Here is a 24,792-nt window from a genome sequence, read left to right on the forward strand (position 1 = left end):
TCAGCTCTTGATGTCGCCGATCTTCGGCGCGGGCTCGTTCTTGTAGTTGGCGGGACCGAAGTTCTTGTCCACGGCCTTCTGCCAGGAACCGTCCGAGACCATCGCCTCGAGGGCCGTGTTGATCTTCGCCTTGAGGGCGCTGCCCTTCTTGACGCCGATGCCGTAGTTCTCGTTGGTCATCTTGAAGCCGCCGAGCTTGAACTTGCCCTTGTACTGGGACTGGGAGGCGTAACCGGCGAGGATCGAGTCGTCCGTGGTGAGGGCGTCGATGGCGCCGTTCTGCACACCGGTCAGACAGGCCGAGTAGGTCGGGTACTGCTGGAGCTGGGCCTTGGGCGCGAGCTTGTCCTTGACGTTCTGCGCCGAGGTCGAGCCAGTCACGGAGCACAGCTTCTTGCTGTTGAGGTCCGACGGCGACTTGATCGACTTCTCGTCGGAGCGGATCAGCACGTCCTGGTGGGCCAGCAGGTACGGGCCGGCGAAGTCGACCTTCTGCTCGCGCTCCGGGGTGATCGAGTAGGTGGCCGCGATGAAGTCGACGTCACCGCGCTGCAGCATGGTCTCGCGGTCGGCGCTCTTCGACTCCTTCCACTCGATCTGGTCCGCGCTGTAGCCGAGCTTCTTGGCGACGTACGTGGCCACGTCGACGTCGAAACCGGAGTAGCCCTGCGGCGTCTTCTGCCCGAGACCCGGCTGATCGAACTTGATGCCGATGGTGACCTTCTTGCCGCCCCCGGAGGACGACCCGCTGTCCTTGTCGTTGTCACTGGACCCGCACGCGGTGGCGGCCACGGCGAGGGCGAGGACGGCGGCCGAGGCGGCGGTGACCTTGCGGAGCTTCATGGTGAACATCCTTTGGCTGATGCGATGCAGAGGAGAGGGCCGGCGCAGAGGCGGGCCGGTGAGGCTGTGCGGGCGGCCGGGCCGTCAGTGGTGAAGGATCTTCGACAGGAAGTCCTTGGCGCGGTCGCTGCGCGGATTGCTGAAGAACTGGTCGGGCGCAGCCTCTTCGACGATCCGGCCGTCCGCCATGAACACCACGCGGTTTGCAGCCGATCGTGCGAAGCCCATCTCATGGGTGACGACGATCATGGTCATGCCGTCCCGGGCGAGCTGCTGCATGACCTCGAGGACCTCGTTGATCATCTCCGGGTCGAGCGCCGACGTGGGCTCGTCGAAGAGCATGACCTTCGGGTCCATGGCCAGGGCGCGTGCGATGGCGACGCGCTGCTGCTGGCCGCCGGAGAGCTGCGCCGGGTACTTGTCCGCCTGCGTGGCCACGCCGACCCGGTCCAGCAGGGCCCGGGCCTTGTCCTCGGCCGCCTTCTTGTCCGTTTTGCGGACCTTGATCTGGCCCAGCATCACGTTCTCGAGCACGGTCTTGTGCGCGAAGAGGTTGAAGGACTGGAAGACCATGCCGACGTCGGCGCGCAGCCGGGCCAGCTCCTTGCCCTCCTCGGGCAGCGGCTTCCCGTCGATCGCGATCGCGCCCGAGTCGACGGTCTCCAGCCGGTTGATGGTGCGGCACAACGTGGACTTCCCGGACCCGGAGGGCCCGATGACCACGACGACCTCGCCACGGGAGATCGTCAGATCGATGTCCTGCAGCACGTGCAACGCGCCGAAATGCTTGTTGACGCTCTTCAGGACGACAAGCTCGCCTGCACCGGCCACGTCTTCCTTGGCCACCGATACTTCGGTCATCGCTCTCAGGCTCCGTCCACCTCGGTTTCGCAGGACAGTAGTGAGACGCGACGACCAGCGTCATTACATCTGAGGGGAATCTGAGCATCACGATCCGGTAGCAATCGGACACGTGTCGTAGCAGTTGTCCCGCGGGCCCGGTATCGGCCGGATAACTAAAGCGGCGCTGCCCCGGAACCCACTTGACGCCGTCGTCGTCCATCAGCGTGACTGCCTTGGTGCACGCGCGCGTGCCCACGCGGTTTGCATCCATCCTGATCGCACGGCCTACGAACCGAAGGAGGACCGGATGAGGCTGCTCCTCGTCGAGGACGACAACCATGTGGCCGCCGCTCTTTCTGCGGTTCTGGCACGGCACGGTTTCGACGTCACCCACGCGCGCAGCGGCGAGGAGGCGCTCCAGGCGCTCGTTCCGGAGAGTGACGGCTTCGGCGTCGTCCTGCTCGACCTGGGACTGCCCGACCAGGACGGCTACGAGGTCTGCGGCAAGATCCGCAAGCGCACCAGCACCCCGGTGATCATGGTCACCGCCCGCTCCGACGTCCGCTCCCGCATCCACGGCCTCAACCTCGGCGCCGACGACTACGTGGTGAAGCCGTACGACACCGGAGAACTGCTCGCGCGGATCCATGCCGTCAGCCGGCGCACCTCCCACGAGGACGCCGCCACGGGCGCCGACAGCGAGCTGCGCCTGGGGCCCGTGCTCATCGAGCTGCCCACCCGGCAGGTCAGTGTGGACGGTTCGATTGTCCAACTGACCCGCAAGGAGTTCGATCTTCTCGCCCTGCTCGCGCAGCGCCCCGGAGTCGTCTTCCGGCGGGAGCAGATCATCAGCGAGGTGTGGCGCACCAGTTGGGAGGGGACCGGACGCACCCTGGAGGTGCATGTGGCGTCCCTGCGCGCCAAACTGCGCATGCCCGCCCTGATCGAGACCGTGCGCGGCGTCGGCTACCGGCTCGTCGCCCCCTCCTCGTAGCGTGCACGGGTGCACTCACGTCTTCTTCCGCTGCTCATTGTCCTGATGGCAGCCGTGCTGCTCGCGCTCGGCATTCCCCTGGCCGTGAGCGTGGCCGCCGCCCAGCAGCAGAAGGTCGTCGTCGACCGGATCGATGACACGGCACGTTTCGCGTCCCTCGCACAGTTCGTCACCGACGCCTGCAGCTCCACGCGCACGTCCCGCGACGAGCGCCTCGAAACCCTCACCACCGAACTGGCCAGCTACTACGGCGTCTACGGCATCAGGGCCGGCGTCTTCTGCCGCAGCGACGTCCCCATGGCCCAGGCGCCGCGCACCTTCTACCTGCCCAACACGGGCGAGGTGCGCGCCGCGTTCGCCGAGGCGCTGCTCAGCCGCCGCAGCCACGACCCGAACCAGGTGTGGCCCTGGCAGCGCGGCCGTCTCGTCGTCGCCTCACCGGTCATCCGGGACGGCGACGTCGTCGCGGTCGTCGTCACCGACTCGCCCACAGGGCAGCTGCGTTCGCGCATCCTGCACGGCTGGCTGATCATCGGGGCGGGCGAGATCGCCGCGATGCTGCTGGCGGTCGGAGCCGCGCTCCGGCTGACGGGCTGGGTCCTCAGACCCGTACGGGTGCTGGACGCCACCACCCACGCCATCGCGAGCGGAAGGCTGAAGTCGCGGGTCGCAGCCGCGGGCGGGCCGCCGGAACTCAGGCGCCTGGCCCGGGCGTTCAACGAGATGGCGGACAACGTCGAGGACGTGCTCGAACAGCAGCGCGCCTTCGTCGCCGACGCCTCGCACCAGCTGCGCAATCCGCTCGCCGCACTGCTGCTGCGGATCGAGCTGCTCGCTCTCGAACTGCCCGAGGACAACGAGGAGATCGCCTCGGTGCGCACCGAGGGCAAGCGCCTCGCCGAAGTGCTGGACGATCTGCTCGACCTGGCCCTGGCCGAGCACACCGAGGCCGACCTGCGGACCACCGACATCGGCGCGCTGGCCGCCGAGCGGGTCGCCGCCTGGACGCCGACGGCCGAGGCCAAGGGCGTGACGCTGGTGGGCGACTGCCCGCCGACCACCGGCTGGGCCGACCCGGTCACCCTCTCCAGCGCGCTGGACGCGGTGATCGACAACGCGGTCAAGTTCACGCCCGAGGGCGAGTGCGTCGAAGTGACGGTCTCGGCGGACGGCGACGTCACGAGCGTCGTGGTCACCGACAACGGCCCGGGCCTGACCGACGAGGAACTCGGCCGCGTCGGCGACCGCTTCTGGCGCAGCGGCCGCCACCAGAACATCAAGGGCTCCGGCCTCGGCCTGTCCATCTCACGCACCCTGCTCGAGGCGGGCGGCGGCTCCCTCTCCTACGGCCATCACGAACCGCACGGGCTGACGGTACGGGTGTCGGTGCCGAGGAGCAGTCCTACGGCTTGACCGAGCGGTAGTAGCGCCGGGCGCCCTCGTGCAGGGCCAGCGGGTCGGTGTAGATCGCGGTGCGCAGGTCCACGAGCTGTGCGGAGTGCACCCGGGTGCCGATCCCGTCCCGGCTCCTGAGCACGGTGCGCGTCACCCACTCGGTGAGCCTGGGGTTTACGTCCTCGCGGGTCATCAGCAGGTTGGCGACCGCGAGGGTCGGCACGGCGAGCCCGTTCTGGACGCTGGGGTAGGCCGACTCCGGCATGTTGGTGGCGCGGTAGTAGCGGGTGGCACCGCCCTGGTCGTGCAGCTTGGCCACAAGGTCGGGCCCGATCGGCACGAACCGGAGCGTGAAGCGGTCCGCGAGCTGCTGCACCCCCACGGTGGGCAGTCCCCCCGACCAGAAGAATGCGTCGATCTTGCCCTGACGCAGACGGTCCGGGCCGGTGTCGATGCCGTCGGAGTACGGGGTGATGTCCCTCTTCGCGTCGATGCCGGCCGCCTTGAGCACCCGGTCGGCAATGAGCCGCACACCCGAACTGGGCGGCCCGACGGCCACCCGCTTGCCCTTCAGGTCCGCGACGGAGGTGATGTCCGAGTCACGCGGCACGACGAGCTGCACGTAGTCGTCGTAGAGCCGGGCGACACCGCGCAACCCCGCCGCACCGGTGCGGTGTTCGAGCTTGTACGTCTCCACGGCGTCGGCCGCCGCGATGGTGAAGTCGGCCTCGCCGTCCGCCACGCGCGTGACGTTCTCCTGCGAGCCGTCGCTGGTCTGCAGCGTCACCTTGAGGTCGGGCATGTCCTCGTCGAGCGCGTTGCGCAGGAGCATCGCGTACTGCTGGTAGACCCCGGCCTTCGTGCCCGTGCTGATGGTGATCGTCCCGCTCGGAGCCGTGTCGCCCAGCGGCAGCAGCCACCACAGCAGCAGCCCGAGGACGACGAAGCCGGCGGCCGCGCCCTCGAGGACACGGTGCCGGCCGACATGCGGGAACATCCTGGACATGCGAGGGATCCTGCCAGTCGCCGTGCGGTGCTGACCAGGGCAGGAGCCACAACGTGACCGCAAAGGGATCACCTGGGGCGGTGTCGGTGCCGGTCGATACAGTCGCCGTATGAGCTCATCGCCCGCCGACCTGGTCCGCCAGTTCCACCTCGCCGTAGGGCTGGACGCCCGCAGCACACCCACCGAGATCCCGGCCCCGCTGGCCGCCCACCGCGGAGAGCTGCTCGCGGAGGAGGCGGCGGAGGTCGCCGAGGTCTCGGTCAGCGGACCGCTCGACAAGCTGGCGCACGAACTGGCCGACGTCGTCTACGTCGCCTACGGCACGGCCCTGGTCCACGGCATCGACCTCGACGCGGTGATCGCCGAGATCCACCGCTCCAACATGACCAAGGTGGGCCCCGACGGTCAGGTCGCGCGCAGAGCCGACGGCAAGGTCCTCAAGGGCGAGCACTACGAGGCCCCGGACGTGTCGGCGGTGCTGCGCCGCCAGGGGTGGGCGGACGCGTGAGCGCCGGGGGGCGGCCACCCCTGAGGCCCTGAGCCCGGTTGTCCACAGGCCGAGCGGAGCCGCTTCCGGCACCGCCTACCCTTGTCACATGAGCAGCATCGACCGGAGCCAGGCAGTGGGCGTGAAGACCTACGAAGTGCGCACCTACGGGTGCCAGATGAACGTCCACGATTCCGAGCGATTGTCGGGACTGCTCGAGGACGCCGGTTATGTGCGCGCCCCCGAGGGCTCGGACGGCGACGCGGACGTCGTCGTCTTCAACACCTGCGCGGTCCGGGAGAACGCCGACAACAAGCTGTACGGCAACCTCGGCCACCTCGCCCCGAAGAAGGCCGCGCGCCCCGGCATGCAGATCGCGGTCGGCGGCTGCCTGGCGCAGAAGGACCGCGACACCATCGTGAAGAGGGCGCCCTGGGTGGACGTCGTCTTCGGCACGCACAACATCGGCAAGCTCCCGGTCCTGCTGGAGCGCGCACGCGTGCAGGAGGAGGCCCAGGTCGAGATCGCCGAGTCCCTGGAGGCGTTCCCGTCCACGCTGCCGACCCGGCGCGAGAGCGCGTACGCCGCGTGGGTGTCGATCTCCGTCGGCTGCAACAACACCTGCACGTTCTGCATCGTCCCGGCCCTGCGCGGCAAGGAGAAGGACCGCCGCCCCGGCGACATCCTCGCCGAGGTCGAGGCGCTGGTCGCCGAGGGCGTCTCCGAGATCACCCTGCTCGGGCAGAACGTGAACGCGTACGGTTCCGACATCGGCGACCGTGAGGCCTTCAGCAAGCTGCTGCGCGCCTGTGGACAGATCGAGGGCCTGGAGCGCGTCCGCTTCACCTCGCCGCACCCCCGTGACTTCACGGACGACGTGATCACGGCCATGGCCGAGACACCGAACGTCATGCCGCAGCTCCACATGCCGCTCCAGTCCGGCTCGGACACCGTCCTGAAGGCGATGCGCCGCTCGTACCGCCAGGAGCGCTACCTGGGCATCATCGAGAAGGTGCGGGCGGCCATCCCGCACGCGGCGATCACCACCGACATCATCGTGGGCTTCCCCGGCGAGACCGAGGAGGACTTCGAGCAGACCCTGCACGTCGTCCGCGAGGCCCGGTTCGCCCAGGCCTTCACGTTCCAGTACTCCAAGCGCCCCGGCACCCCGGCCGCGACCATGGAGGACCAGATCCCCAAGAAGGTCGTCCAGGAGCGGTACGAGCGACTCGTCACCCTCCAGGAGGAGATCTCCTGGGAGGAGAACAAGAAGCAGATCGGCCGCACCCTGGAACTGATGGTCGCCGAGGGCGAGGGCCGCAAGGACGGCACCACCCACCGCCTCTCCGGCCGCGCCCCCGACAACCGCCTGGTCCACTTCACCAAGCCCGAGCAGGAGGTGCGCCCCGGCGACGTGGTCACGGTCGAGATCACCTACGCCGCCCCGCACCACCTCCTCGCCGAGGGCGCCGTCCTCGACGTGCGCCGCACGCGCGCGGGCGACGCCTGGGAGAAGCGCAACGCGGCCGAGGCGGCCAAGCCCGCGGGCGTGATGCTGGGTCTGCCGAAGATCGGCGTCCCCGAGCCCCTGCCGGTCGCGACGGGCAGCGGCTGCGGCTGCGACTGACGGGACGGGGACGGACAGACACCCGAACGGACAGACACCCGAACGGACAGACGCCGAACGGACAGACGCCGAAGGGTCGGGGCGCCGGGACGCCGGGACGCGGACGCCGGGATCATCCGCCCAGAGCGGCGCTCGCCCGGCGGCTCCAGGCGTCGGCGCGCTGCGCGTACCGGCGGCGTACCCTGCCGATCATGCTTGTCGCCGCCGCCGTCTGCCCCTGCCCACCGTTGCTCGTGCCCGAGGTCGCGGCGGGCGCAGCGGCCGAACTGGACGCCGCCCGGAGGGCGTGCGCCGACGCGCTCGGGGTGCTCGCCGCATCCCGGCCCGACCTGCTGGTGGTCGTAGGCCCCGCCGAGAAGAGCGGACGCGGCGCGCACCCGCAAGGCGCGCGAGGCTCGTTCAGCGGCTTCGGCGTGGACGTCGACGTACGGCTGGGCGTACCGGAGGCATCTGGCGCGGAGGCGGAGCGGGTCCTGCCGACCTCGCTCGCCGTGGGGGCCTGGCTGCTGGAGCGGATCGGGTGGGCGGATGCCCCGATCGAGGGACTCGGCGTGGGGGAACCTCTCGCGCCCGAGCGGTGTATTGAAGTCGGAAGGGACGTCGCCTCCCGTGCCGGGCGGGTGGCGCTGCTGGTGATGGGCGACGCCAGCGCCTGCCGCACGCTCAAGGCCCCCGGTTACCTCGATGAGCGGGCGGCCCCCTTCGACGCGGAGGTCGCACGTGCGCTGGGCGCGGCGGACGTGACGGCCGTCAAGGAGCTGGACCCCGAGCTGGCGTACGAGCTGAAGGCGTCCGGCCGGGCCCCGTGGCAGGTGCTCGCGGGTGCGGCGGAGGGCGCGGGCCTGAGTGGCGCCCTGCTGTACGAGGACGCGCCGTACGGCGTGGGCTATCTGGTCGCGACCTGGTCGTAGCGCACCGACCGCGAAGGCGGGAACTGCGAACAGGGCAGGCGCGGAGGGCACCGCGGACACGGCGGACGGCCGGGAGCCCTCGGCCCCGCAGCCGTCCGTCGATGTGCCGTGCTGTCGTGCTGTCGTGCGACCTGCCGTCCTGCCGTGCCGTGCTGCCGGTCAGGAAGCCGGCGGAGGCGAGTCCGGGGGCGTCGCGGTCGTGCCGCCGCCCGTCCCCGGGTCGCCCGGGTCGCCCGGGGCCCCCGGGTCGTCCTTGTGCGCGAGTCTGTCCATGGCGCCCTTGGCCTTGCCGGTCCCGGTCTGGATCTGGTCGCTGTACTTGCCCTTGGTCTTCTCGTCGACGACCTGCGCGGCCCGGTCGAGGCCGTGGGCGATCTTGTCCCCGTGCTGCTGCGCGAGGCCGGACACCTTGTCCTTGGCCGGGGAGAGCTTGGCCTTCATATTGTCCAGGAGACCCATGGTCCACCTTCCGTCGTCACCGGGCTCGCGCGGAGCGGTTACGTGCGGGCGTCCTCGCCGGCCTCGCTGTCGGCCGCCGCCTCCGCGGACTGCTGCTTGGGAATCTCGACGCCCTCACCGGACGCGTCACGGGAAGCGTCCTCGACGGCCCCCGCCTCGTCCGCCGCGCGCTCGCTTCCGCCCTCGGCCTCAGCATCGGCCTTGGCATCGGTGCCGGTGACGGCCTCGGCGGCCCCGGATCCCTTCGCCTCTGCCGCCTCCTCGGCCGCAGGCTCGGCCGCCGTGGACCCGGCCGACGGTGTGCCGGCCTGTGCCCCGGCGGTTGACGCCTCCTCCGCAGTCTTCGACCTCCGGAGAAGTCGTGCGAAAACGCCCATATCCACTCCATACGTTACTCGTGCGGGCGAAATCCCGCGTCGTCCGGTGCGCCCGTTTGCGCCGCCCGGATCGCCGCCACTCGAAACCGGCGGCGAGAACCTCGCAACGGGCAACGACCCCGCCCCTGCCCCGTCACGTAACTCGTTCGAGGAGCGCCTCGGGGGTTTGCGAGACTGGTCCGGTGAGCAGCGCACCCCCCGCCCCCCGAGTCATCGCCGTCGTCGGACCCACCGCGGCCGGAAAGTCCGATCTGGGTGTTTTTCTCGCCCGGCGCCTGGGTGGGGAGGTCGTCAACGCCGACTCCATGCAGCTCTACCGGGGGATGGACATCGGCACCGCCAAACTGACGCCCGAGGAGCGCGGCGGCGTCCCGCACCACCTCCTGGACATCTGGGACGTGACGGTGACGGCGTCCGTCGCCGAGTACCAGCGCCTGGCCCGCGCCAGGATCGACGCCCTGCTCGCCGACGGCCGCTGGCCGATCCTGGTCGGCGGCTCCGGCCTGTACGTCCGCGGGGCCGTCGACAACCTCGAGTTCCCCGGCACCGACCCCGAGGTCAGGGCGCGCCTCGAGCAGGAGCTCGCGCTGCGCGGCTCCGGAGCGCTGCACGCCCGCCTGGCCGCCGCCGATCCCGGGGCGGCGCAGGCGATCCTGCCCAGCAACGGCCGCCGTATCGTCCGGGCGCTCGAGGTGATCGAGATCACCGGACAGCCCTTCACCGCCAATCTCCCCGGGCACGACTCGGTCTACGACACCGTGCAGATCGGCGTCGACGTGGCCCGCCCCGAGCTCGACGAGCGCATCGCCCGCCGGGTGGACCGCATGTGGGACGCCGGGCTCGTGGAGGAGGTGCGCGCGCTGGAGGCGCAGGGCCTGCGCCAGGGGCGTACGGCTGCGCGCGCGCTCGGCTATCAGCAGGTGCTCGCGGCGCTCGCGGGGGAGTGCACGCTCGAGGAGGCGCGGGCCGAGACCGTGAGAGCCACCAAGCGCTTCGCGCGCCGCCAGGATTCATGGTTCAGGCGCGACCCACGGGTGCACTGGCTCAGTGGGGCTGCGGCGGATGTCACAGAACTTCCGCAGCTCGCAATGGCCTTGGTCGAACGACCGGTTACAGCCTGATCACGTCATGGCATCGGGACGCTCCGGCCGTCATCCCGGCCTTCGGCGCCGTGCCATCATCGAGCTTCGATCGACCAGTGGAGTCCTAGTTGGGAGGGCGCGTGGCGATGGAGGCCGGCCCTCGCGACACCGCACAAGGCACCGAGCCCCTCACCGTCGAAAGCGGTGATCAGGAGGAGGACGAGGACCGTCTGAGCCCCGACGGGCCCGACGACACACAGGGCGGCGTCACCGCCGACGGCCCGGAGCCCGACGAGATGTTCGCCGGCGGCCCCGAGGTCGAGGTGGAGCTGCGCCCGCAGCGGCGGCTGCGCATCTGGCAGCTCGCTCCCATCGTCGCCCTGGCCGCGGTCGGCTCCCTGATGTTCGCCTTCCCGCTCGCCTTCGACTTCGGCGACAGCGGCGCGGTGATCGCCATGCTGGGACTGCTGATCTGCTCCTGTGCCGCCGGCTGGGGAATGATGGCCGCGCGCCGCGTCGGTTACACGTGGCCGGGACTGCCGCAGCGGGGCTCCGGGCGCAGACCGGACTGGCGGGTCGTGCTGGCGTACGTCGTGGTCGTCGCGGCGGTCGTGGTGCTCGCCGTGTGGCGCGTGGCCCGGCTGCGCTGACGATCACGCGCGCGGGGTTGTCGTACCCACACCGTACGATCGAGGCATGAGCACGCGGATCGCCTTCCTCAAGGGGCACGGCACGGAGAACGACTTCGTGATCGTCCCGGACCCCGAGAACGCCGTCGACCTGCCCCCGGCCGCCGTCGCCGCCCTGTGCGACCGCCGCGCGGGCATCGGCGGTGACGGTCTGCTGCACGTCGTGCGGTCCGCCGCGCATCCCGAGGCGCGGGACATGGCGGCCGAGGCCGAGTGGTTCATGGACTACCGCAACGGCGACGGCTCGGTAGCGGAGATGTGCGGCAACGGCGTGCGCGTGTTCGCGCGCTACCTCCAGCGCGCCGGGTACGCCGGCGAGGGGGACCTCGCGATCGCCACGCGCGGTGGCGTGAAGGGCGTGCACATCGACAAGGACGGCGACATCACCGTCGGCATGGGCAGGGCGCGCCTGCCCGAGGGGGACGTCACCGTGAGCGTGGGCGAGCGCAACTGGCCCGCGCGGAACGTGAACATGGGCAATCCGCACGCGGTCGCGTTCGTCGACGACCTCGCGCACGCCGGCCATCTGTACACGCCCCCGCCGTTCAGTCCGGCCTCCGCCTACCCGGACGGTGTGAACGTCGAGTTCGTGGTCGACCGCGGCGCCCGGCACGTCGCGATGCGCGTGCACGAGCGCGGCTCCGGCGAGACCCGCTCCTGCGGCACGGGCGCGTGCGCGGTCGCCGTGGCCGCCGCCCGCCGGGACGGCGCCGACCCGGCCGTCACCGGCACCCCGGCGACGTACACCGTCGATGTGCCCGGGGGAACGCTGGTGATCACCGAGCGGACCGACGGCGAGATCGAGATGACCGGTCCCGCGGTGATCGTCGCCGAGGGCGAGATCGACGGCGAGTGGCTGGAAAAGATCGCCCAGTGAGTGGGACGGCGGCTTGGGATCGCAGGCGTGTGCATCGGAAGGTGCACGCGTCAACTACCGGTGCGACGACCGGGCGTTCGAAACCATGGCCGTCCGCCTTTCGCATGGCGCGAAATCGTAAACCTACAGACCTTCGCTCGAATGAGTGATCCGTTTCACGCTCGGCGAGAGGCGGTCGGTCGCACGTGATGGGCTCGGTAGCATCAAGCACCGGCCCGGGCGGGGGACCGTTGCCATCCCCTGAGCCGTGTCCGTCCTGGGGCACCCCGTCCGCCGGTCGATGCAGCCGGAGGTGCCCATGAGTGCGGAGGCGACCAACCCCGCGACCCCAGGTCCGGTAGCAGGCTCGGCCGCGCGCTGGCGAGCGCGCATCGATCTGCGCCGCCTCGGCCGTGCCGCGCTGCTCGGCCCCACCGCCCGAGACCGGCTGCCCAGCGCCATCAGTCATGTCGTCGACGCCCATCGCGCCCACTACCCGGGCGCCGACCTCGAACCGCTGCGCCGCGCCTATGTGCTGGCCGAGTCCTCGCACCGCGGCCAGATGCGCAAGAGCGGCGAGCCGTACATTACGCACCCGCTCGCCGTGACCCTGATCCTCGCCGAACTCGGCGCCGAAACAACGACTTTGACGGCCTCTCTGCTCCACGACACCGTCGAGGACACCGATGTGACCCTCGATCAGGTCGGCGAGGAGTTCGGGGCGGAGGTCCGCTATCTCGTCGACGGCGTCACGAAGCTGGAGAAGGTCGACTACGGCGCCGCCGCCGAGCCCGAGACCTTCCGCAAGATGCTCGTCGCCACCGGCAGCGACGTCCGCGTGATGTCGATCAAACTCGCCGACCGGCTGCACAACATGCGCACCCTCGGCGTCATGCGCCCCGAGAAACAGGCGCGCATCGCCAAGGTCACCCGGGACGTCCTCATCCCGCTCGCCGAACGGCTCGGCGTCCAGGCGCTCAAGACCGAGCTGGAGGACCTCGTCTTCGCGATCCTGCACCCCGAGGAGTACGAGTACACACGGGAGTTGATCGTCGACAACGCCTCCCGCGCCGACGACCCGCTCGCCGACATCGCCGACGAGGTGCGCGGCGTCCTTCGCGAGGCCGGCATCCAGGCCGAAGTGCTCATCCGGCCGCGGCACTTCGTCTCCGTCCACCGTGTCGCCCGCAAGCGCGGCGAACTGCGCGGCGCCGACTTCGGCCGCCTGCTGGTACTGGTGAACGAGGACGCGGACTGCTACGGCGTCCTCGGAGAACTGCACACCTGCATGACCCCCGTGGTCTCGGAGTTCAAGGACTTCATCGCCGTCCCCAAGTTCAACCTGTACCAGTCGCTGCACACCGCGGTCGCGCGGGCGGACGGCCAGGTCGCCGAGGTCCTCATCCGCACGTACCAGATGCACAAGGTCGCGGAGGCCGGGGTCATCGCACTGGGCAACCCGTACGCCCCGGCGCCCGACGATCCGACCGACGGCGAGCGGGTCGACCCCACCCGCCCCGGCTGGCTCTCCCGCCTCCTCGATTGGCAGGAGGGAGCGCCCGACCCCGACACGTTCTGGTCGACCCTCCGCGAGGACCTCGCCCAGGACCGCGAGATCACCGTCTTCCGGCCGGACGGCGGCACACTGGGCCTGCCCGAGGGCGCCAGCTGCGTCGACGCCGCGTACGCGCAGTACGGCGAGGACGCGCACGCGTGCATCGGCGCCCGCGTCAACGGCCGCCTGGCGACGCTGAGTACGGTCCTGCGGGACGGCGACACGGTCCAGCTCCTGATGGGCCAGGACCCGGCCTCCGAGCCATCCAGGGAGTGGCTGGAGCACGCGCACACGCCCGCCGCCCGTATCGCCATCCAGCGCTGGCTCGCGGCCCACCCGGCCCACGACGACGCGCAGGAGAGCGAGCCGGAGCGGCTGCTGGAGATCGAGGAGGCGCCCGCGACCGCTCCCCGGCCCGTCGGCGAGGGCGCCGCCCTGCGCTCCACCACCGATGACATCGTCGTCGACCGGCCCGGCGCGACCGTACGCCTCGCCGGCTGTTGTACGCCCGTGCCTCCCGACGAGGTGACCGGTTTCGCCGTACGCGGCGGCGTGGTCACCGTCCACCGCGTCGAGTGCGCCGCGGTGGAGCGCATGAAGAGCGCGGGGCGCCCGGAGGTCGGCGTGCGCTGGGGGGACACCACCGAGTGCCGGGTCACCCTGCATGCCGAATCGTTCGGCCGACCGCACCTGCTGGCCGACCTCACGGAGGCCATGGCCCTCGAAGGCGCCGAGATCGTCTCCGCCACGGTCGAACCCCCCACCCAGCAACGCGTCCGCCACACCTACACGGTCCAGCTCCCCGACGCAGCACACCTCCCCGCCCTGATGCGAGCGATGCGCAACGTACCGGGCGTGTACGACGTGAGCCGGGCGCAGACATCGGGGGCTTGACGCCGGGGGCGGGAGAACCCATTCGAGTGGGCCGATCGCGAGTCGGCGCCGTTCGGGGCGTGTGCGCTGATAGCGGTGATCCATGCTGCTCACCCCTCGCTCCCAGACCACAGGAACGGGCGCCCACGGTCCCCGGCCCGGCAACCCGTCCCGGTTCCGTCGTAGGCCACCGCGATCGCGCCGCCTGAAGGCGACCGCGCTGCTCGCCTCCGCCGTCTCCGTCTGCCTCCTCGCCGCCGGCGCGCCCGCCACCCCCGCGGGCATCGGTGACCGCCTCTTCCCGGACCTCGGCAACCCCGGCTACGACGTGCAGTCGTACGACCTCTCGTTCAGGTATGCCGGCAGCAACAGCAAGCCGCTCCAGGCCGTCACCACCATCAGCGCGCGGACCACCGAGAGCCTGGACCACCTCAACCTCGACTTCGCTCACGGCAAGGTCGAGTCGGTGACGGTCGACGGCCGGCCGGCCACGTTCGCCGGTGCGGGCGAGGACCTCGTCGTCACGCCCGCCACACCGCTGCCCGCGGGCAGCTGGACGCGGATCACCGTGCGGCACACCAGCGACCCCGTACCCGCGAAGGGCCAGGACGGCGGCTGGGTGCAGACTTCCGACGGGCTGGCGATGGCCAACCAGGCCGACGCCGGGCACCTGGTGTTCCCGTGCAACGACCACCCCTCCGACAAGGCGATGTTCAAGATCAGGATCACCGCCCCCAACGGCTACACGGCCGTGGCCAACGGAGTACAGACCGACCGGGAGCGGTCCGCCAGGGCGACCACGTGGACGTACCGCACCCGGCACCCCATGGCCACCGAACTCGCCCAGGTGTCCATCGGCCGCTCCAGCGTGCTGCACCGCACCGGACCGCACGGCCTGCCCGTACGCGACGTCGTACGCACCCAGGACCGCAAGGCACTCGAACCGTGGCTCGCCAAGACCCCCGACCAGATCGCCTGGATGGAGAGCAAGGTCGGCCGCTACCCCTTCGAGACGTACGGCCTGCTCATGGCGGACGCCTCCACCGGCTTCGAACTCGAGACGCAGACACTCTCTCTCTTCGAGAGAGAGCTTTTCACCGGCAACACCTACCCCGACTGGTACGTCGAGTCGATCATGGTCCATGAGCTGTCCCACCAGTGGTTCGGCGACAGCGTCAGCCCCCGCACCTGGTCCGACCTGTGGCTCAACGAAGGGCACGCCACCTGGTACGAGGCCCTGTACGCGCAGGAGAAGGCCGGCAAGTCCATGGACAAGCGCATGAAGGCCGCGTACGCCGCCTCCGACGGCTGGCGCGCGGACGGCGGCCCGCCGGCCGCACCCAAGGGGCCCCGGCCCGGCCAGAAGATCAGCATCTTCCGGCCGAACGTCTACGACGGCGCCGCGCTCGCGCTCTACGCCCTGCGCCAGGAGATCGGCCGGCCGGCCTTCGAGAAGCTGGAGCGGAGGTGGGTGAGCCTGCACCGCGACGGGACGGCCTCGACCGCCGACTACGAGCGGCTCGCCTCCCAGATCTCCGGGCGCGACCTGAGCGGCTTCTTCAAGGCATGGCTGTACGGCGAGAAGACCCCTCCGATGCCCGGTCACCCGGACTGGAAGTCGGACGCACCGGACGCCAAGAACCCGAAGGCCGCCAAGGCGCCCAAGGCCTCCAGCACCGCCAAGGCCGCGAAATAAGGCGATGACGAGACGGGCCGTGCCGTGCGACCATCTTCCAGTCCGTGACTCGGGTCCCGGGAATCTCCCGGGGTACTCGTACGTTGTGAGTATCGAGTCACTTCCCATCGACGTAAGGATCCAATGACCTCCTCTTCATCCCCTTCCCAGGACACTGAGCGCTTCGCGCAGAACTACGCCGAAGGTCTTCGGGCCGATGCCCTGATGGAAGAGGACGTCGCCTGGAGCCACGAGATCGACGGAGATCGGGACGGCGACCAGTTCGACCGCTCGGACCGCGCGGCCCTGCGCCGCGTGGTGGGCCTTTCCACAGAGCTCGAGGACGTCACCGAGGTCGAGTACCGCCAGCTCCGCCTGGAGCGGGTCGTGCTCGTAGGTGTGTGGACCACGGGTACGGTCCGGGACGCCGAGAACTCCCTCGCGGAGCTCGCCGCCCTCGCGGAGACCGCGGGCGCGCTCGTGCTCGACGGCGTGATCCAGCGCCGCGACAAGCCGGACGCCGCCACGTACATCGGTTCCGGCAAGGCCACCGAACTGCGCGACATGGTGCTCGAAACGGGCGCGGACACCGTCATCTGCGACGGCGAGCTCAGCCCGGGGCAGCTCATCCACCTGGAAGACGTCGTCAAGGTCAAGGTCATCGACCGTACGGCCCTGATCCTCGACATCTTCGCCCAGCACGCCAAGTCCCGAGAGGGCAAGGCGCAGGTCGCTCTCGCGCAGATGCAGTACATGCTGCCGAGGCTGCGAGGCTGGGGTCAGTCGCTGTCCCGTCAGATGGGCGGCGGCAAGGGCGGCGGCCTCGCCACCCGTGGTCCCGGTGAGACCAAGATCGAGACGGACCGGCGACGGATCCGCGAGAAGATGGCGAAGATGCGCCGGGAGATCGCGGACATGAAGACGGGCCGCGAGATCAAGCGCCAGGAGCGCAAGCGCCACAAGGTGCCCTCGGTGGCCATCGCGGGTTACACCAACGCCGGCAAGTCCTCGCTGCTCAACCGCCTGACGGGTGCGGGCGTCCTGGTCGAGAACGCACTGTTCGCGACCCTGGACCCGACCGTCCGCCGCGCGGAGACGCCCAGCGGCCGTCTGTACACGCTGGCGGACACGGTCGGTTTTGTCCGGCATCTGCCGCACCACCTGGTCGAGGCGTTCCGCTCCACCATGGAGGAGGTCGGCGAGTCCGACCTGATCCTGCACGTGGTGGACGGCTCGCACCCCGACCCGGAGGAGCAGCTGGCCGCCGTGCGCGAGGTGATCAGGGACGTCGGCGCCACCGACGTGCCCGAGATCGTCGTGATCAACAAGGCGGACGCGGCCGACCCGTTGACCCTTCAGCGGCTCCTGCGGATCGAGAAGCGCGCCATCGCCGTCTCGGCCCGCACCGGCCGCGGCATCACCGAACTGCTGGCCCTCATCGACAACGAACTGCCCAGGCCGTCCGTCGAGATCGAGGTGCTGGTGCCGTACACCCACGGCAAGCTGGTGGCCCGCGCCCACGACGAGGGCGAGGTGATCTCCGAGGAGCACACCCCGGAGGGCACCCTGCTCAAGGTGCGGGTGCACGAGGAACTCGCGGCGGAACTCCAGCCGTACGCACCCGCTCCGGCCCTCTGATCCACGGCGGTCCGCTGCGAAGAACGGCGATCCGCAACGCACAAGGCCCGCCCCTGAAATGCACCATCAGGGGGCGGGCCTTGTGCGTTGCGGCGTCACTGACCGCCGTAGGTCTCACTCATGTTCTCGTACAGCTTCTGCGCGCCCTTGCCGAGCTGCGGGCCCGCGAGCCAGGTGTTGTTCGACGGGCCGATCGAGGTGTTGGACACCAGCTCGGTCTTGCCGTTCACCACGCGGAACCAGCCGCCGCCGGACGAGCCGCCGGTCATGGTGCAGCCGATGCGGTACATCGTCGGCAGCGAGGGGCTCAGCGAGAGCCGGCCGGGCCGGTCGATGCAGCGGAACATCTTCAGGCCGTTGAACGGCGGAGCCGCCGGGTATCCCCAGGCGCCCATGCTCGACACCTCGCGCGGCGCGGGTGCCGAGAAGTCCACGTCGAGGGCCGCGCCGACCGTCTCCTCAAGGGACTTGGAGCCCCGCTCCGGCTTCACATGCAGGATGGCGTAGTCGTACGCGGCACCCGCGCCGCCCGTCTCCGAGCCGCCCTGGATCCACTGGTTGGAGGTGGAGGCCCAGTCCGCCCAGTACTCGCCGTAGGGAGCGACCTGCGTGGAGTCGGCGCTGCTGAGCTGCGACTCCGACAGGCCCTGGTCGTTGTAGGCCGGCACGAAGGCGATGTTGCGGTACCAGCCGCCGCCCTGGCCGGCGTGCACGCAGTGGCCCGCCGTCCACACCAGGTTCGACTTGCCCGGGTGGTTGACGTCCTTGATCACCGTGCCCGAGCAGACCATCGAGCCCTCGGGGGAGTCGAAGAAGACCTTGCCGACCGGGGCCGCGTGCTGGTGGTACGGCGTCTTCTCGGCCTGGGCCTGCACCGGCGCCGGCTCAGGATCGCTGACGCCCTGGTCGGCGGCCGCGTCCTTGGTGGAGACCGTCTTGTTGGCCTCCTTCGCGGACTGCATCCGCTCCGGCTTCCACAGACCCTCGATCACCGGGTTGACGAAGTCCTTGGCCTGGCTGAGCCACTTGTCCTTGTCCCAGTTCTTCCAGCCGCCCTTGGCCCACTCGTCGACGTCGATGCCGTGGTCCTTGAGCTTGCTCGCGATGTCGGAGGGGATCTTGAGCTTGCCGTCGCCGCCGCTCGCCGAGGCGGTGATGGTGCCGTCGGGCTTGCCGCTCGAGTTGTCGTCCGAGCCGTTGCAGGCGGTCGCGGTCAGCGCGAGCGCCGCGACCAGACCGGTGGCGACGAGAGCGGTGCGACGGGTGCGCGGAGTGTGGTCGGTGCGGTGGGTGCGTCGGTCGCGTGATGACGGTGCGGGCGTACGTGTGGAACGCATGGTGCGGTAACCCCCGTTGGAACGTATGTCTGCCATGTGCTTGCCAGTTCTGACGTGTCGGTCCTGACTTGCCGGTTCCGACGTGTCGATTCTGACTCGTTGGTTCCGGGTTGAGCGCCGAACCTGTCCCTGGGAAGCAACACCCCACTATGCCGGTGGGGTTGAGGGCGAACAGGGGCGGGACGGTGAAGGTTTCCGTGAGGCGCCCCACCCCTGTCTGTGCCCATCAGTCTGTGCCCATCGGCCGGTCACTGCGGACGCCGATCGGCGGTTCACTGCCCGGCGAATTTCTTGCTCACAGAGTCGTACACACCCTTGGCCACGTCACCCAGTCGCGGGCCCGCCAGCCAGCCCGAGGTCACCGGGCCGATCGAGGTGTTGGACACCAGCGCGGGCTTGCCGTCCGAGCCGGTGGCCACCCAACCGCCGCCGGATGAACCGCCGGTCATGGTGCAGCCGATGCGGTACATCGTCGGGGCCGCGGTGTCGATCGACAGACGGCCCGGCTTGTCCGTGCACTGGTACAGCTTCTGGCCGTCGTACGGCGGGGCTGCCGGGTAGCCGGTCGCCGTGATGCTGGGAACCTTCGGCACGGCCGGGGCGTTGAAGTTCACAGGAAGCGCCGAACCGACCGTCTCCTCCAGCGACTTGCCGTTGCCGCCCTTCTCCGGCGTCACATGGATGACGGCGTAGTCGTACGGCGCGCCGTTGCCGCCCGTCTCACCGCCCTGCTCGATCCACTGCTGGGAAGTCTGCGCCCAGTCGGCCCAGTAGACGCCGTAGGGGGCGACCTCTTCCTTGGTCGCGTTCTGCAGCTGATCGGCGCTCTTGCCCGAGTCGTTGTACGACGGCACGAACGCGATGTTGCGGTACCAGCCGCCCTTCTTGCCGGCGTGCACACAGTGGCCCGCCGTCCACACGAGATTCGACTTGCCCGGATGCGCCGGGTCCTCGACGACCGTCGCCGAGCACACCATCGTGCCCTCGGGGGAGTCGAAGAACACCTTGCCCGCCGTCGCGGCGTTCGCGTGGTACGTAGGCGCCACGGCCTTGGCGTTCACCGGCGCGGGCGTCGGGTCGGTCACTCCCTGGTCACCGGAGAGGTCGTTGTCGTCGACGCCCTTGTCCGGGTCGTCGGCGTGCCGCATCCGGTCCGGGTCCCACAGGCCGTTGATGATGGGGTTGACGAAGTCGTTGGCCTCGCGCAGCCAGTCGTCCTTGTCCCAGTTCTTCCAGGCCCCGTGCTTCCACTTGTCGATGTCGATCCCGTGCTCTTTGAGCTTCTGCCTGATGTCGTCCGGGATCTTGATCTTGCCGTCACCGGTGTCGTCGGCGCCGGCGGCCGAGGCGGACGCCGCCTGGCCGTCGGCCTTGTCGTCCCCCGAGTTGCAGGCGGTGGCGGTGAGCGCCAGCACCGACGCGAGGGCAACGGCGGCGACGACGGGGGAGGTTCCGCGGCGCGTACCCCTGTCTCGCCGGACGTGGAACGACGGCCGTGTGGATCGCATGGTCTGAACTCCCCCTGAGGTGAACGTACGGGCCGGCCCGGCCTCGGCGGCCTGGCTCGGCAGCCTGCCCTGGAACGGCATCACACACTATGCGCTCGCTGTGGGTGGGCGCCCACGGAACGGCAACGGTTTCGCTACGGAGCGCCTGATCAGCCAATTCGTCCGGAAAAGGGGGTGGTTGGCGGCGTTGGCGGCGTTGCAGGGGGTCGTGCGGGGGTGGGGGCGAGGGGGTTGAGGTGGAGTGGCGGGCCGGGGTGAGGAGTGCGCGGATGGGGCGCGTGGTGCGGTGTGCGGGGATGGGGCGCGTGGTGAGGTGTGCGGGGATGGGGCGCGTGGTGAGGTGTGCGGGGATGGGGCGCGTGGTGAGGTGTGCCGGGATGGGGCGCGTGGCGAGGTGTTGAGGTGCTCGGGGGAGCGCGAGGGGGGAGGGGCGGCGGCTGAGTAGGTGTCCTGTGCGCCAAGGATCTTGAGGCGGCCCGTAACCCGTTCACCCATGGGGGGTTGGTAGCGGTGGGGGGTCTGCTGTCCGTGTGCGGTCCCCTGCGTCTGTGGGCGGTGTATGGGCGGGAGGACTGGAAGCCGTGGCCAAGCCTGCGTGTGTGGGGAGTGCGTCGGAGGGAGCTTCCGGCGAGGATGCGACCGGCGCGAGTATCGGTAACCGGGCCGCAGACCTGACTTCCCTGCCGGCGCGCGCCGTGCACGAGGGGGTCCTACGGCGTCAGGCGGCGCGCGAATCTGCGGCGCGCACGTATGCCGGCGCCACCCTGCCGATCGTGCCCGTGCGCGCCCGCGGGATGACCATCGAGGGCGCCGACGGCCGTCGCTACCTCGACTGCCTTTCCGGCGCCGGGGCGCTGGCCCTCGGTCACAACCACCCCGTCGTACTGGAGGCGATCCGCAGGGTCCTTGACTCCGGCGCTCCCTTGCACGCCCTCGACCTGGCGACTCCCGTCAAGGACGCCTTCATCACCGAGCTCTTCCACACCCTCCCACCAGGCCTCGCCGATCACGCGCGCGTGCAGTTCTGCGGTCCTTCGGAAACCGACGCGGTAGAGGAAGCCTGCAAGCTGGTACGGTCCGCGACCGGCCGCACCGGCATCCTGGCCTTCACCGGCGCCCACCACGGCACGACCACCGAAGCGCTGTCAGCCCCCGATGCCTCCCGCGACTCCTACGCCGCCGCCGTCTCCGTCACATCCGCCGACCCCCTCGCGCCGATTGCCCGGCTCCCCTATCCGCAGGACTACCGCTGCCCGTTCGGCGTCGGCGGTCGCCAAGGCGCCGAACTCGCCGCCCGCTGGACCGAGTCCGCCCTCGACGACCTCGGACCGGATGTCCCGCACCCCGCCGGGCTGATCCTCGAACCCGTCCAGGGCGAGGGCGGAGTGCTTCCCGCGCCCGACGCCTGGATGCGGCGTATGCGGGAGATCACGGCCGCCCACTCCATCCCGCTCATCGCGGACGAGATCCAGACGGGCGTCGGACGCACGGGGGCCTTCTGGGCGGTGGAGCACAGCGGCATCACCCCCGACGTCATGGTCCTCTCCAATGCCATCGGAGGCAGCCTTCCGCTCGCGCTGCTGATCCACCGCGACGATCTCGACCCCGGGCAACCCGACGCTGCCACCGGCGCGTTCCGCGGCAACCAACTCGCCATGGCCGCGGGCACGGCGACCCTGACCTACGTCCGCGAAAACCGCCTCGCCGACCGAGCAGCCGCCCTCGGAGCCCGCATGCTCGACCAACTCCGTCCACTGGCACGGGAGTTCCCGTGTGTGGGGGATGTGCGCGGGCGGGGACTGATGCTGGGCGTTGAGTTTGTGGAAGCGGACGTGAAGGTGGAGGCGCAGGCAGAGACGGAGGTCGAGGCGGAGGCCAGGGCGAGGCGGGCGCGGGGCGCGAGCCGGAGCGAGGTGGGTGCGCCCTGCGGGTCTCGGTGGGGCGCAAGCCGCCTTGCGGCTTGGGACGGAGGGCCCGATCCGGCAGCGGCGCAGACGTCGGCTGGCGCCCACGCCGCCCCGCCACCCCCCGCTCCCGAACTCGCTGCCGCCGTCCAGCGCGAATGCCTGCGCCGCGGATTGATCGTCGAACTCGCTGGACCCCACACCAGTGTCGTACGGCTGCTCCCACCGCTGACGATCAGCGACGAACAGGCAGCGGCGGTACTCGACCGCCTGGCCGATGCCGTAAAGGCGGCAGCCCGCGCCCATGCCGGCGCATCCCGAGGGTTCCGTCCACCGGCGGAGGCCGACCTCCGGAGACGACGGCAGGACCACCGTGCCGAGAAGGCAACCCTGCCGAGCGGCTGACGCATACGCGCAGCGCTCGCCCAGCTCGACATCCACGTCCGCGCGCAGCGGCCCCGGCGGCGGGGACCCGCCGCACCGCCCGACTCAGAACCTTCCTTGAGGACCCTCGTGAAGCCCACCCCCACATCTGCAACCGGCACCCACAGCTCAGAGGCCGCCGTCTCCGTCTCCGTCGACGAGAAGAGCTCCGCCTCCGAACGCTCCCCGGACCGAATGCCCAACGAACCGCGAGGCGGGCTCCCGGAGCAGGACAGGCTCTCCCCACAGGAACGCGTCCCCGAGCAGCGGACCCCAGCAGCCGCGGCCGCAGACCCCTGCCGCCCCGCTGCCCTCGATCTCCTCGACCACCCCGACCCGGGCACCGCGGCCGACGCTGCGGCCGTCGAGAACCTGCTGCGCTGCTGGGTCCGGGAAACCGGCCTCCCGGCCCCCGACGACGCCACGCTCCGTATCCCTCTGCCCGCGAGCGGCACGGCACTGCTCGCCCCGGTTCACTACTGGTCGCCGACGGGATGGCACCGCTTCGGTCTCCCGCGTTTCGCCGACAGCCCCGAAGAGTCCCGAGCGGCCGACGCGGTCACCATTGCGGCTCTCCTCGCCCGCGAGACACCGGGCACCGACACCACGCCCGCTCCCGACCTGGTCGCCCGCGTCGCCGACTCCCTTCGCCGTACCACCACCTTCATCCGTGAACGTCGCACGCACTCTGCCGAAGCGCCCGATCTCTTCCTGGCCGCCGAGCAGGCGCTCGTGTTCGGGCACCCTCTGCACCCCACCCCGAAGAGCCGCGAAGGTCTCTCCGAGGCAGAAGCAGCCCTGTACTCACCGGAGTTGCGCGGCTCCTTCCCCCTGCACTGGCTTGCTGTCGCTCCCTCCCTGCTCGCCACCGACTCAGCCTGGACCGAACGCGGCCGCCTCGTCCCCGCGCCACGGCTCATCGCCCGACTCGCCGACACTCACCTCCCCCTCCCCGACGGCCACGCAGCCCTCCCCATGCACCCGTGGCAGTTGCGCGACATCCAGCGACGCCCTGAGACAGCGGCGCTCATCGACGCCGGGCTCCTTCGAGACCTCGGTGCGGCCGGCCCGCCCTGGTATCCCACCTCCTCCGTACGTACTGTCCACCGAACCGGCGCCCCCGCCATGCTCAAGCTGTCGCTCGGCTTGCGGATCACCAACTCCCGCCGCGAGAACCTCCGCAAGGAACTGCATCGCGGCGTCGAGGTCCACCGCCTGCTGCGCAGTGGGCTGGCGCAGCAGTGGCAGGCCGCGCACCCGGGGTTCTACATCGTGCGCGACCCGGCCTGGCTCGCGGTCGACTCACCGGACGGCAACCCCGTGTCCGGGCTCGACGTGGTGATCAGGCACAACCCGTTCAGCGCCTCGGACGACGTCTCCTGCCTCGCCGGGCTCGTCTCGCCCCGTCCACAGGCCGAGCCAGGCGTCACCCCCGCAGGCCCTTTGCTCCACCCGGAGGCGCAGCCGTGCGTCCTGCAGTCGCGACTGGCGACGATCATCAACCGTCTCGCGGGCCGTACGGGCCAGCCTCGTGGAGCCGTGGCCGCCGAGTGGTTCCTGCGCTACCTCGAACAGGTCGTCCGTCCCGTGCTGTGGCTGGACGCCGAGGCGGGAATCGCCCTGGAGGCCCACCAGCAGAACACGCTCGTCCTGCTGGACACCGACGGCTGGCCGGAGGGAGGGCGCTACCGGGACAACCAGGGCTACTACTTCCGTGAGTCCCGGCGCACTGAACTCGACGCCCGGCTTCCCGGGATCGGTCAGCACAGCGACACCTTCGTCCCCGACGAGGTCACCGACGAGCGCTTCCTCTACTACCTCGCGATCAACAATGTGCTCGGTCTCATTGGCGCTTTCGGCTCCCAACGCCTCGCCGACGAGGGGCTGTTGCTGGCCGCCTTCCGCCGCTTCCTCGAAGGCGGCGCCTCAGGTCCCGCCCGCCTGCGCACCTCACTCCCGTCCCACCTGCTCGACTCACCCGTCCTGCGCTGCAAGGCCAATCTCCTGACCCGGCTGCACGGTCTGGACGAACTCGTCGGCCCGGTCGACACCCAGTCCATCTATGTCACCATCCCCAACCCCCTCCTTACCTGACGGCCCATGTCCCACCTGCCCGCCCGTGCTGTTCGTCCTGCCGGCCCCGCCCATCCCGCCCGTCCGCCCACTCCTCTCAGCCCTTTCAGCCCTCTCAGTCCAGCCAGTCCTCCCGACCCCCTGTCCTCGCAGCCCCGACGGCTCTCGCACTGACCGCCCTGCCCGCACATCACCAACTCCCCCTCTCCAACCACGTTTTCGCCCTGAGGAACATGC

At 70.4% G+C, this 24,792-nt stretch carries 20 protein-coding genes; 13 read left to right on the forward strand and 7 right to left on the reverse strand.

The window, feature by feature from the left end:
* Both JYK17_RS01695 and JYK17_RS01700 read right to left on the reverse strand, forming a co-directional pair.
* Positions 1-843 (reverse strand): glutamate ABC transporter substrate-binding protein, encoded by an 843-nt coding sequence (locus tag JYK17_RS01695; protein ID WP_108007357.1) that lies wholly within the window; start codon positions 841-843, stop codon positions 1-3.
* A gap of 84 nt (positions 844-927) precedes the next feature.
* Complete coding sequence (locus tag JYK17_RS01700; protein WP_108007355.1) at positions 928-1,704, reverse strand: amino acid ABC transporter ATP-binding protein; 777 nt, start codon at positions 1,702-1,704, stop codon at positions 928-930.
* A gap of 289 nt (positions 1,705-1,993) precedes the next feature.
* Between JYK17_RS01700 and JYK17_RS01705 the strand changes: the two genes are divergently transcribed.
* The gene (locus JYK17_RS01705) at positions 1,994-2,680 is read left to right on the forward strand and encodes a response regulator transcription factor (RefSeq protein ID WP_222809610.1); all 687 of its coding nucleotides are present in this window, start codon (positions 1,994-1,996) and stop codon (positions 2,678-2,680) included.
* 9 nt (positions 2,681-2,689) lie between these two features.
* Complete coding sequence (locus tag JYK17_RS01710) at positions 2,690-4,093, forward strand: sensor histidine kinase (protein WP_222809611.1); 1,404 nt, start codon at positions 2,690-2,692, stop codon at positions 4,091-4,093.
* Here the strand turns inward: JYK17_RS01710 and JYK17_RS01715 are convergent.
* Complete coding sequence (locus tag JYK17_RS01715; RefSeq protein ID WP_108007349.1) at positions 4,083-5,081, reverse strand: TAXI family TRAP transporter solute-binding subunit; 999 nt, start codon at positions 5,079-5,081, stop codon at positions 4,083-4,085. The two genes, JYK17_RS01710 and JYK17_RS01715, sit on opposite strands and share 11 nt — an antisense overlap.
* A 109-nt stretch (positions 5,082-5,190) precedes the next feature.
* Here JYK17_RS01715 and JYK17_RS01720 point away from each other — a divergent pair, with 109 nt between their 5' ends.
* From JYK17_RS01720 to JYK17_RS01730, 3 genes are all read left to right on the forward strand, one after another.
* On the forward strand, positions 5,191-5,589 hold the full coding sequence (locus JYK17_RS01720) for a pyrophosphohydrolase domain-containing protein (RefSeq protein ID WP_108007347.1): 399 nt from the start codon (positions 5,191-5,193) through the stop codon (positions 5,587-5,589).
* Positions 5,590-5,677: 88 nt separating this feature from the next.
* Entirely contained in the window at positions 5,678-7,195 is a 1,518-nt protein-coding gene (miaB, locus tag JYK17_RS01725) for a tRNA (N6-isopentenyl adenosine(37)-C2)-methylthiotransferase MiaB (RefSeq protein WP_108007345.1), read from the forward strand.
* Between the two features lie 191 nt (positions 7,196-7,386).
* The gene (locus JYK17_RS01730; protein ID WP_108007515.1) at positions 7,387-8,106 is read left to right on the forward strand and encodes a class III extradiol dioxygenase subunit B-like domain-containing protein; all 720 of its coding nucleotides are present in this window, start codon (positions 7,387-7,389) and stop codon (positions 8,104-8,106) included.
* A gap of 159 nt (positions 8,107-8,265) precedes the next feature.
* On the opposite strand, the gene JYK17_RS01735 is transcribed toward JYK17_RS01730, so the two are convergent.
* Both JYK17_RS01735 and JYK17_RS01740 read right to left on the reverse strand, forming a co-directional pair.
* Positions 8,266-8,565: an antitoxin gene (locus tag JYK17_RS01735; RefSeq protein WP_128801750.1), complete on the reverse strand. Its 300-nt coding sequence runs from the start codon at positions 8,563-8,565 to the stop codon at positions 8,266-8,268.
* A gap of 38 nt (positions 8,566-8,603) precedes the next feature.
* Positions 8,604-8,942: a hypothetical protein gene (locus JYK17_RS01740; RefSeq protein WP_128801749.1), complete on the reverse strand. Its 339-nt coding sequence runs from the start codon at positions 8,940-8,942 to the stop codon at positions 8,604-8,606.
* 182 nt (positions 8,943-9,124) lie between these two features.
* On the opposite strand from JYK17_RS01740, the gene miaA reads away from it, so the two are divergent.
* The 6 genes from miaA to hflX all read left to right on the forward strand — a co-directional run bounded on the left by miaA (position 9,125) and on the right by hflX (position 17,310).
* Positions 9,125-10,063: a tRNA (adenosine(37)-N6)-dimethylallyltransferase MiaA gene (miaA, locus tag JYK17_RS01745; protein WP_108007339.1), complete on the forward strand. Its 939-nt coding sequence runs from the start codon at positions 9,125-9,127 to the stop codon at positions 10,061-10,063.
* 107 nt (positions 10,064-10,170) lie between these two features.
* Positions 10,171-10,674, forward strand: a complete 504-nt coding sequence (locus JYK17_RS01750) for a hypothetical protein (RefSeq protein WP_108007337.1) — start codon at positions 10,171-10,173, stop codon at positions 10,672-10,674.
* Positions 10,675-10,720: 46 nt separating this feature from the next.
* Positions 10,721-11,590 (forward strand): diaminopimelate epimerase, encoded by an 870-nt coding sequence (gene dapF / locus JYK17_RS01755; RefSeq protein ID WP_108007335.1) that lies wholly within the window; start codon positions 10,721-10,723, stop codon positions 11,588-11,590.
* Positions 11,591-11,888: 298 nt separating this feature from the next.
* Positions 11,889-14,018, forward strand: a complete 2,130-nt coding sequence (locus JYK17_RS01760; RefSeq protein WP_222809612.1) for a RelA/SpoT family protein — start codon at positions 11,889-11,891, stop codon at positions 14,016-14,018.
* An 82-nt stretch (positions 14,019-14,100) separates the two neighbouring features.
* Complete coding sequence (locus tag JYK17_RS01765) at positions 14,101-15,693, forward strand: M1 family metallopeptidase (protein ID WP_222809613.1); 1,593 nt, start codon at positions 14,101-14,103, stop codon at positions 15,691-15,693.
* Positions 15,694-15,816: 123 nt separating this feature from the next.
* Entirely contained in the window at positions 15,817-17,310 is a 1,494-nt protein-coding gene (hflX, locus tag JYK17_RS01770; RefSeq protein ID WP_222809614.1) for a GTPase HflX, read from the forward strand.
* A gap of 95 nt (positions 17,311-17,405) precedes the next feature.
* Here the strand turns inward: hflX and JYK17_RS01775 are convergent, their stop codons facing one another.
* Together JYK17_RS01775 and JYK17_RS01780 are read right to left on the reverse strand one after the other, a co-directional pair.
* A complete protein-coding gene (locus tag JYK17_RS01775; protein WP_222809615.1) occupies positions 17,406-18,647 on the reverse strand; it encodes a trypsin-like serine peptidase in 1,242 nt (413 codons plus the stop codon).
* A gap of 272 nt (positions 18,648-18,919) precedes the next feature.
* Positions 18,920-20,155, reverse strand: a complete 1,236-nt coding sequence (locus tag JYK17_RS01780) for a trypsin-like serine peptidase (protein ID WP_222809616.1) — start codon at positions 20,153-20,155, stop codon at positions 18,920-18,922.
* Positions 20,156-20,835: 680 nt separating this feature from the next.
* Here JYK17_RS01780 and JYK17_RS01785 point away from each other — a divergent pair.
* Together JYK17_RS01785 and JYK17_RS01790 are read left to right on the forward strand one after the other, a co-directional pair.
* Complete coding sequence (locus JYK17_RS01785) at positions 20,836-22,464, forward strand: aminotransferase class III-fold pyridoxal phosphate-dependent enzyme (RefSeq protein WP_222809686.1); 1,629 nt, start codon at positions 20,836-20,838, stop codon at positions 22,462-22,464.
* Positions 22,465-22,677: 213 nt separating this feature from the next.
* A complete protein-coding gene (locus JYK17_RS01790) occupies positions 22,678-24,576 on the forward strand; it encodes an IucA/IucC family protein (protein WP_222809687.1) in 1,899 nt (632 codons plus the stop codon).
* Positions 24,577-24,792: the final 216 nt, after the last annotated feature.

The organism is Streptomyces plumbidurans, from assembly GCF_019857225.1.
Classification (GTDB): Bacteria; Actinomycetota; Actinomycetes; order Streptomycetales; family Streptomycetaceae; genus Streptomyces; species Streptomyces plumbidurans.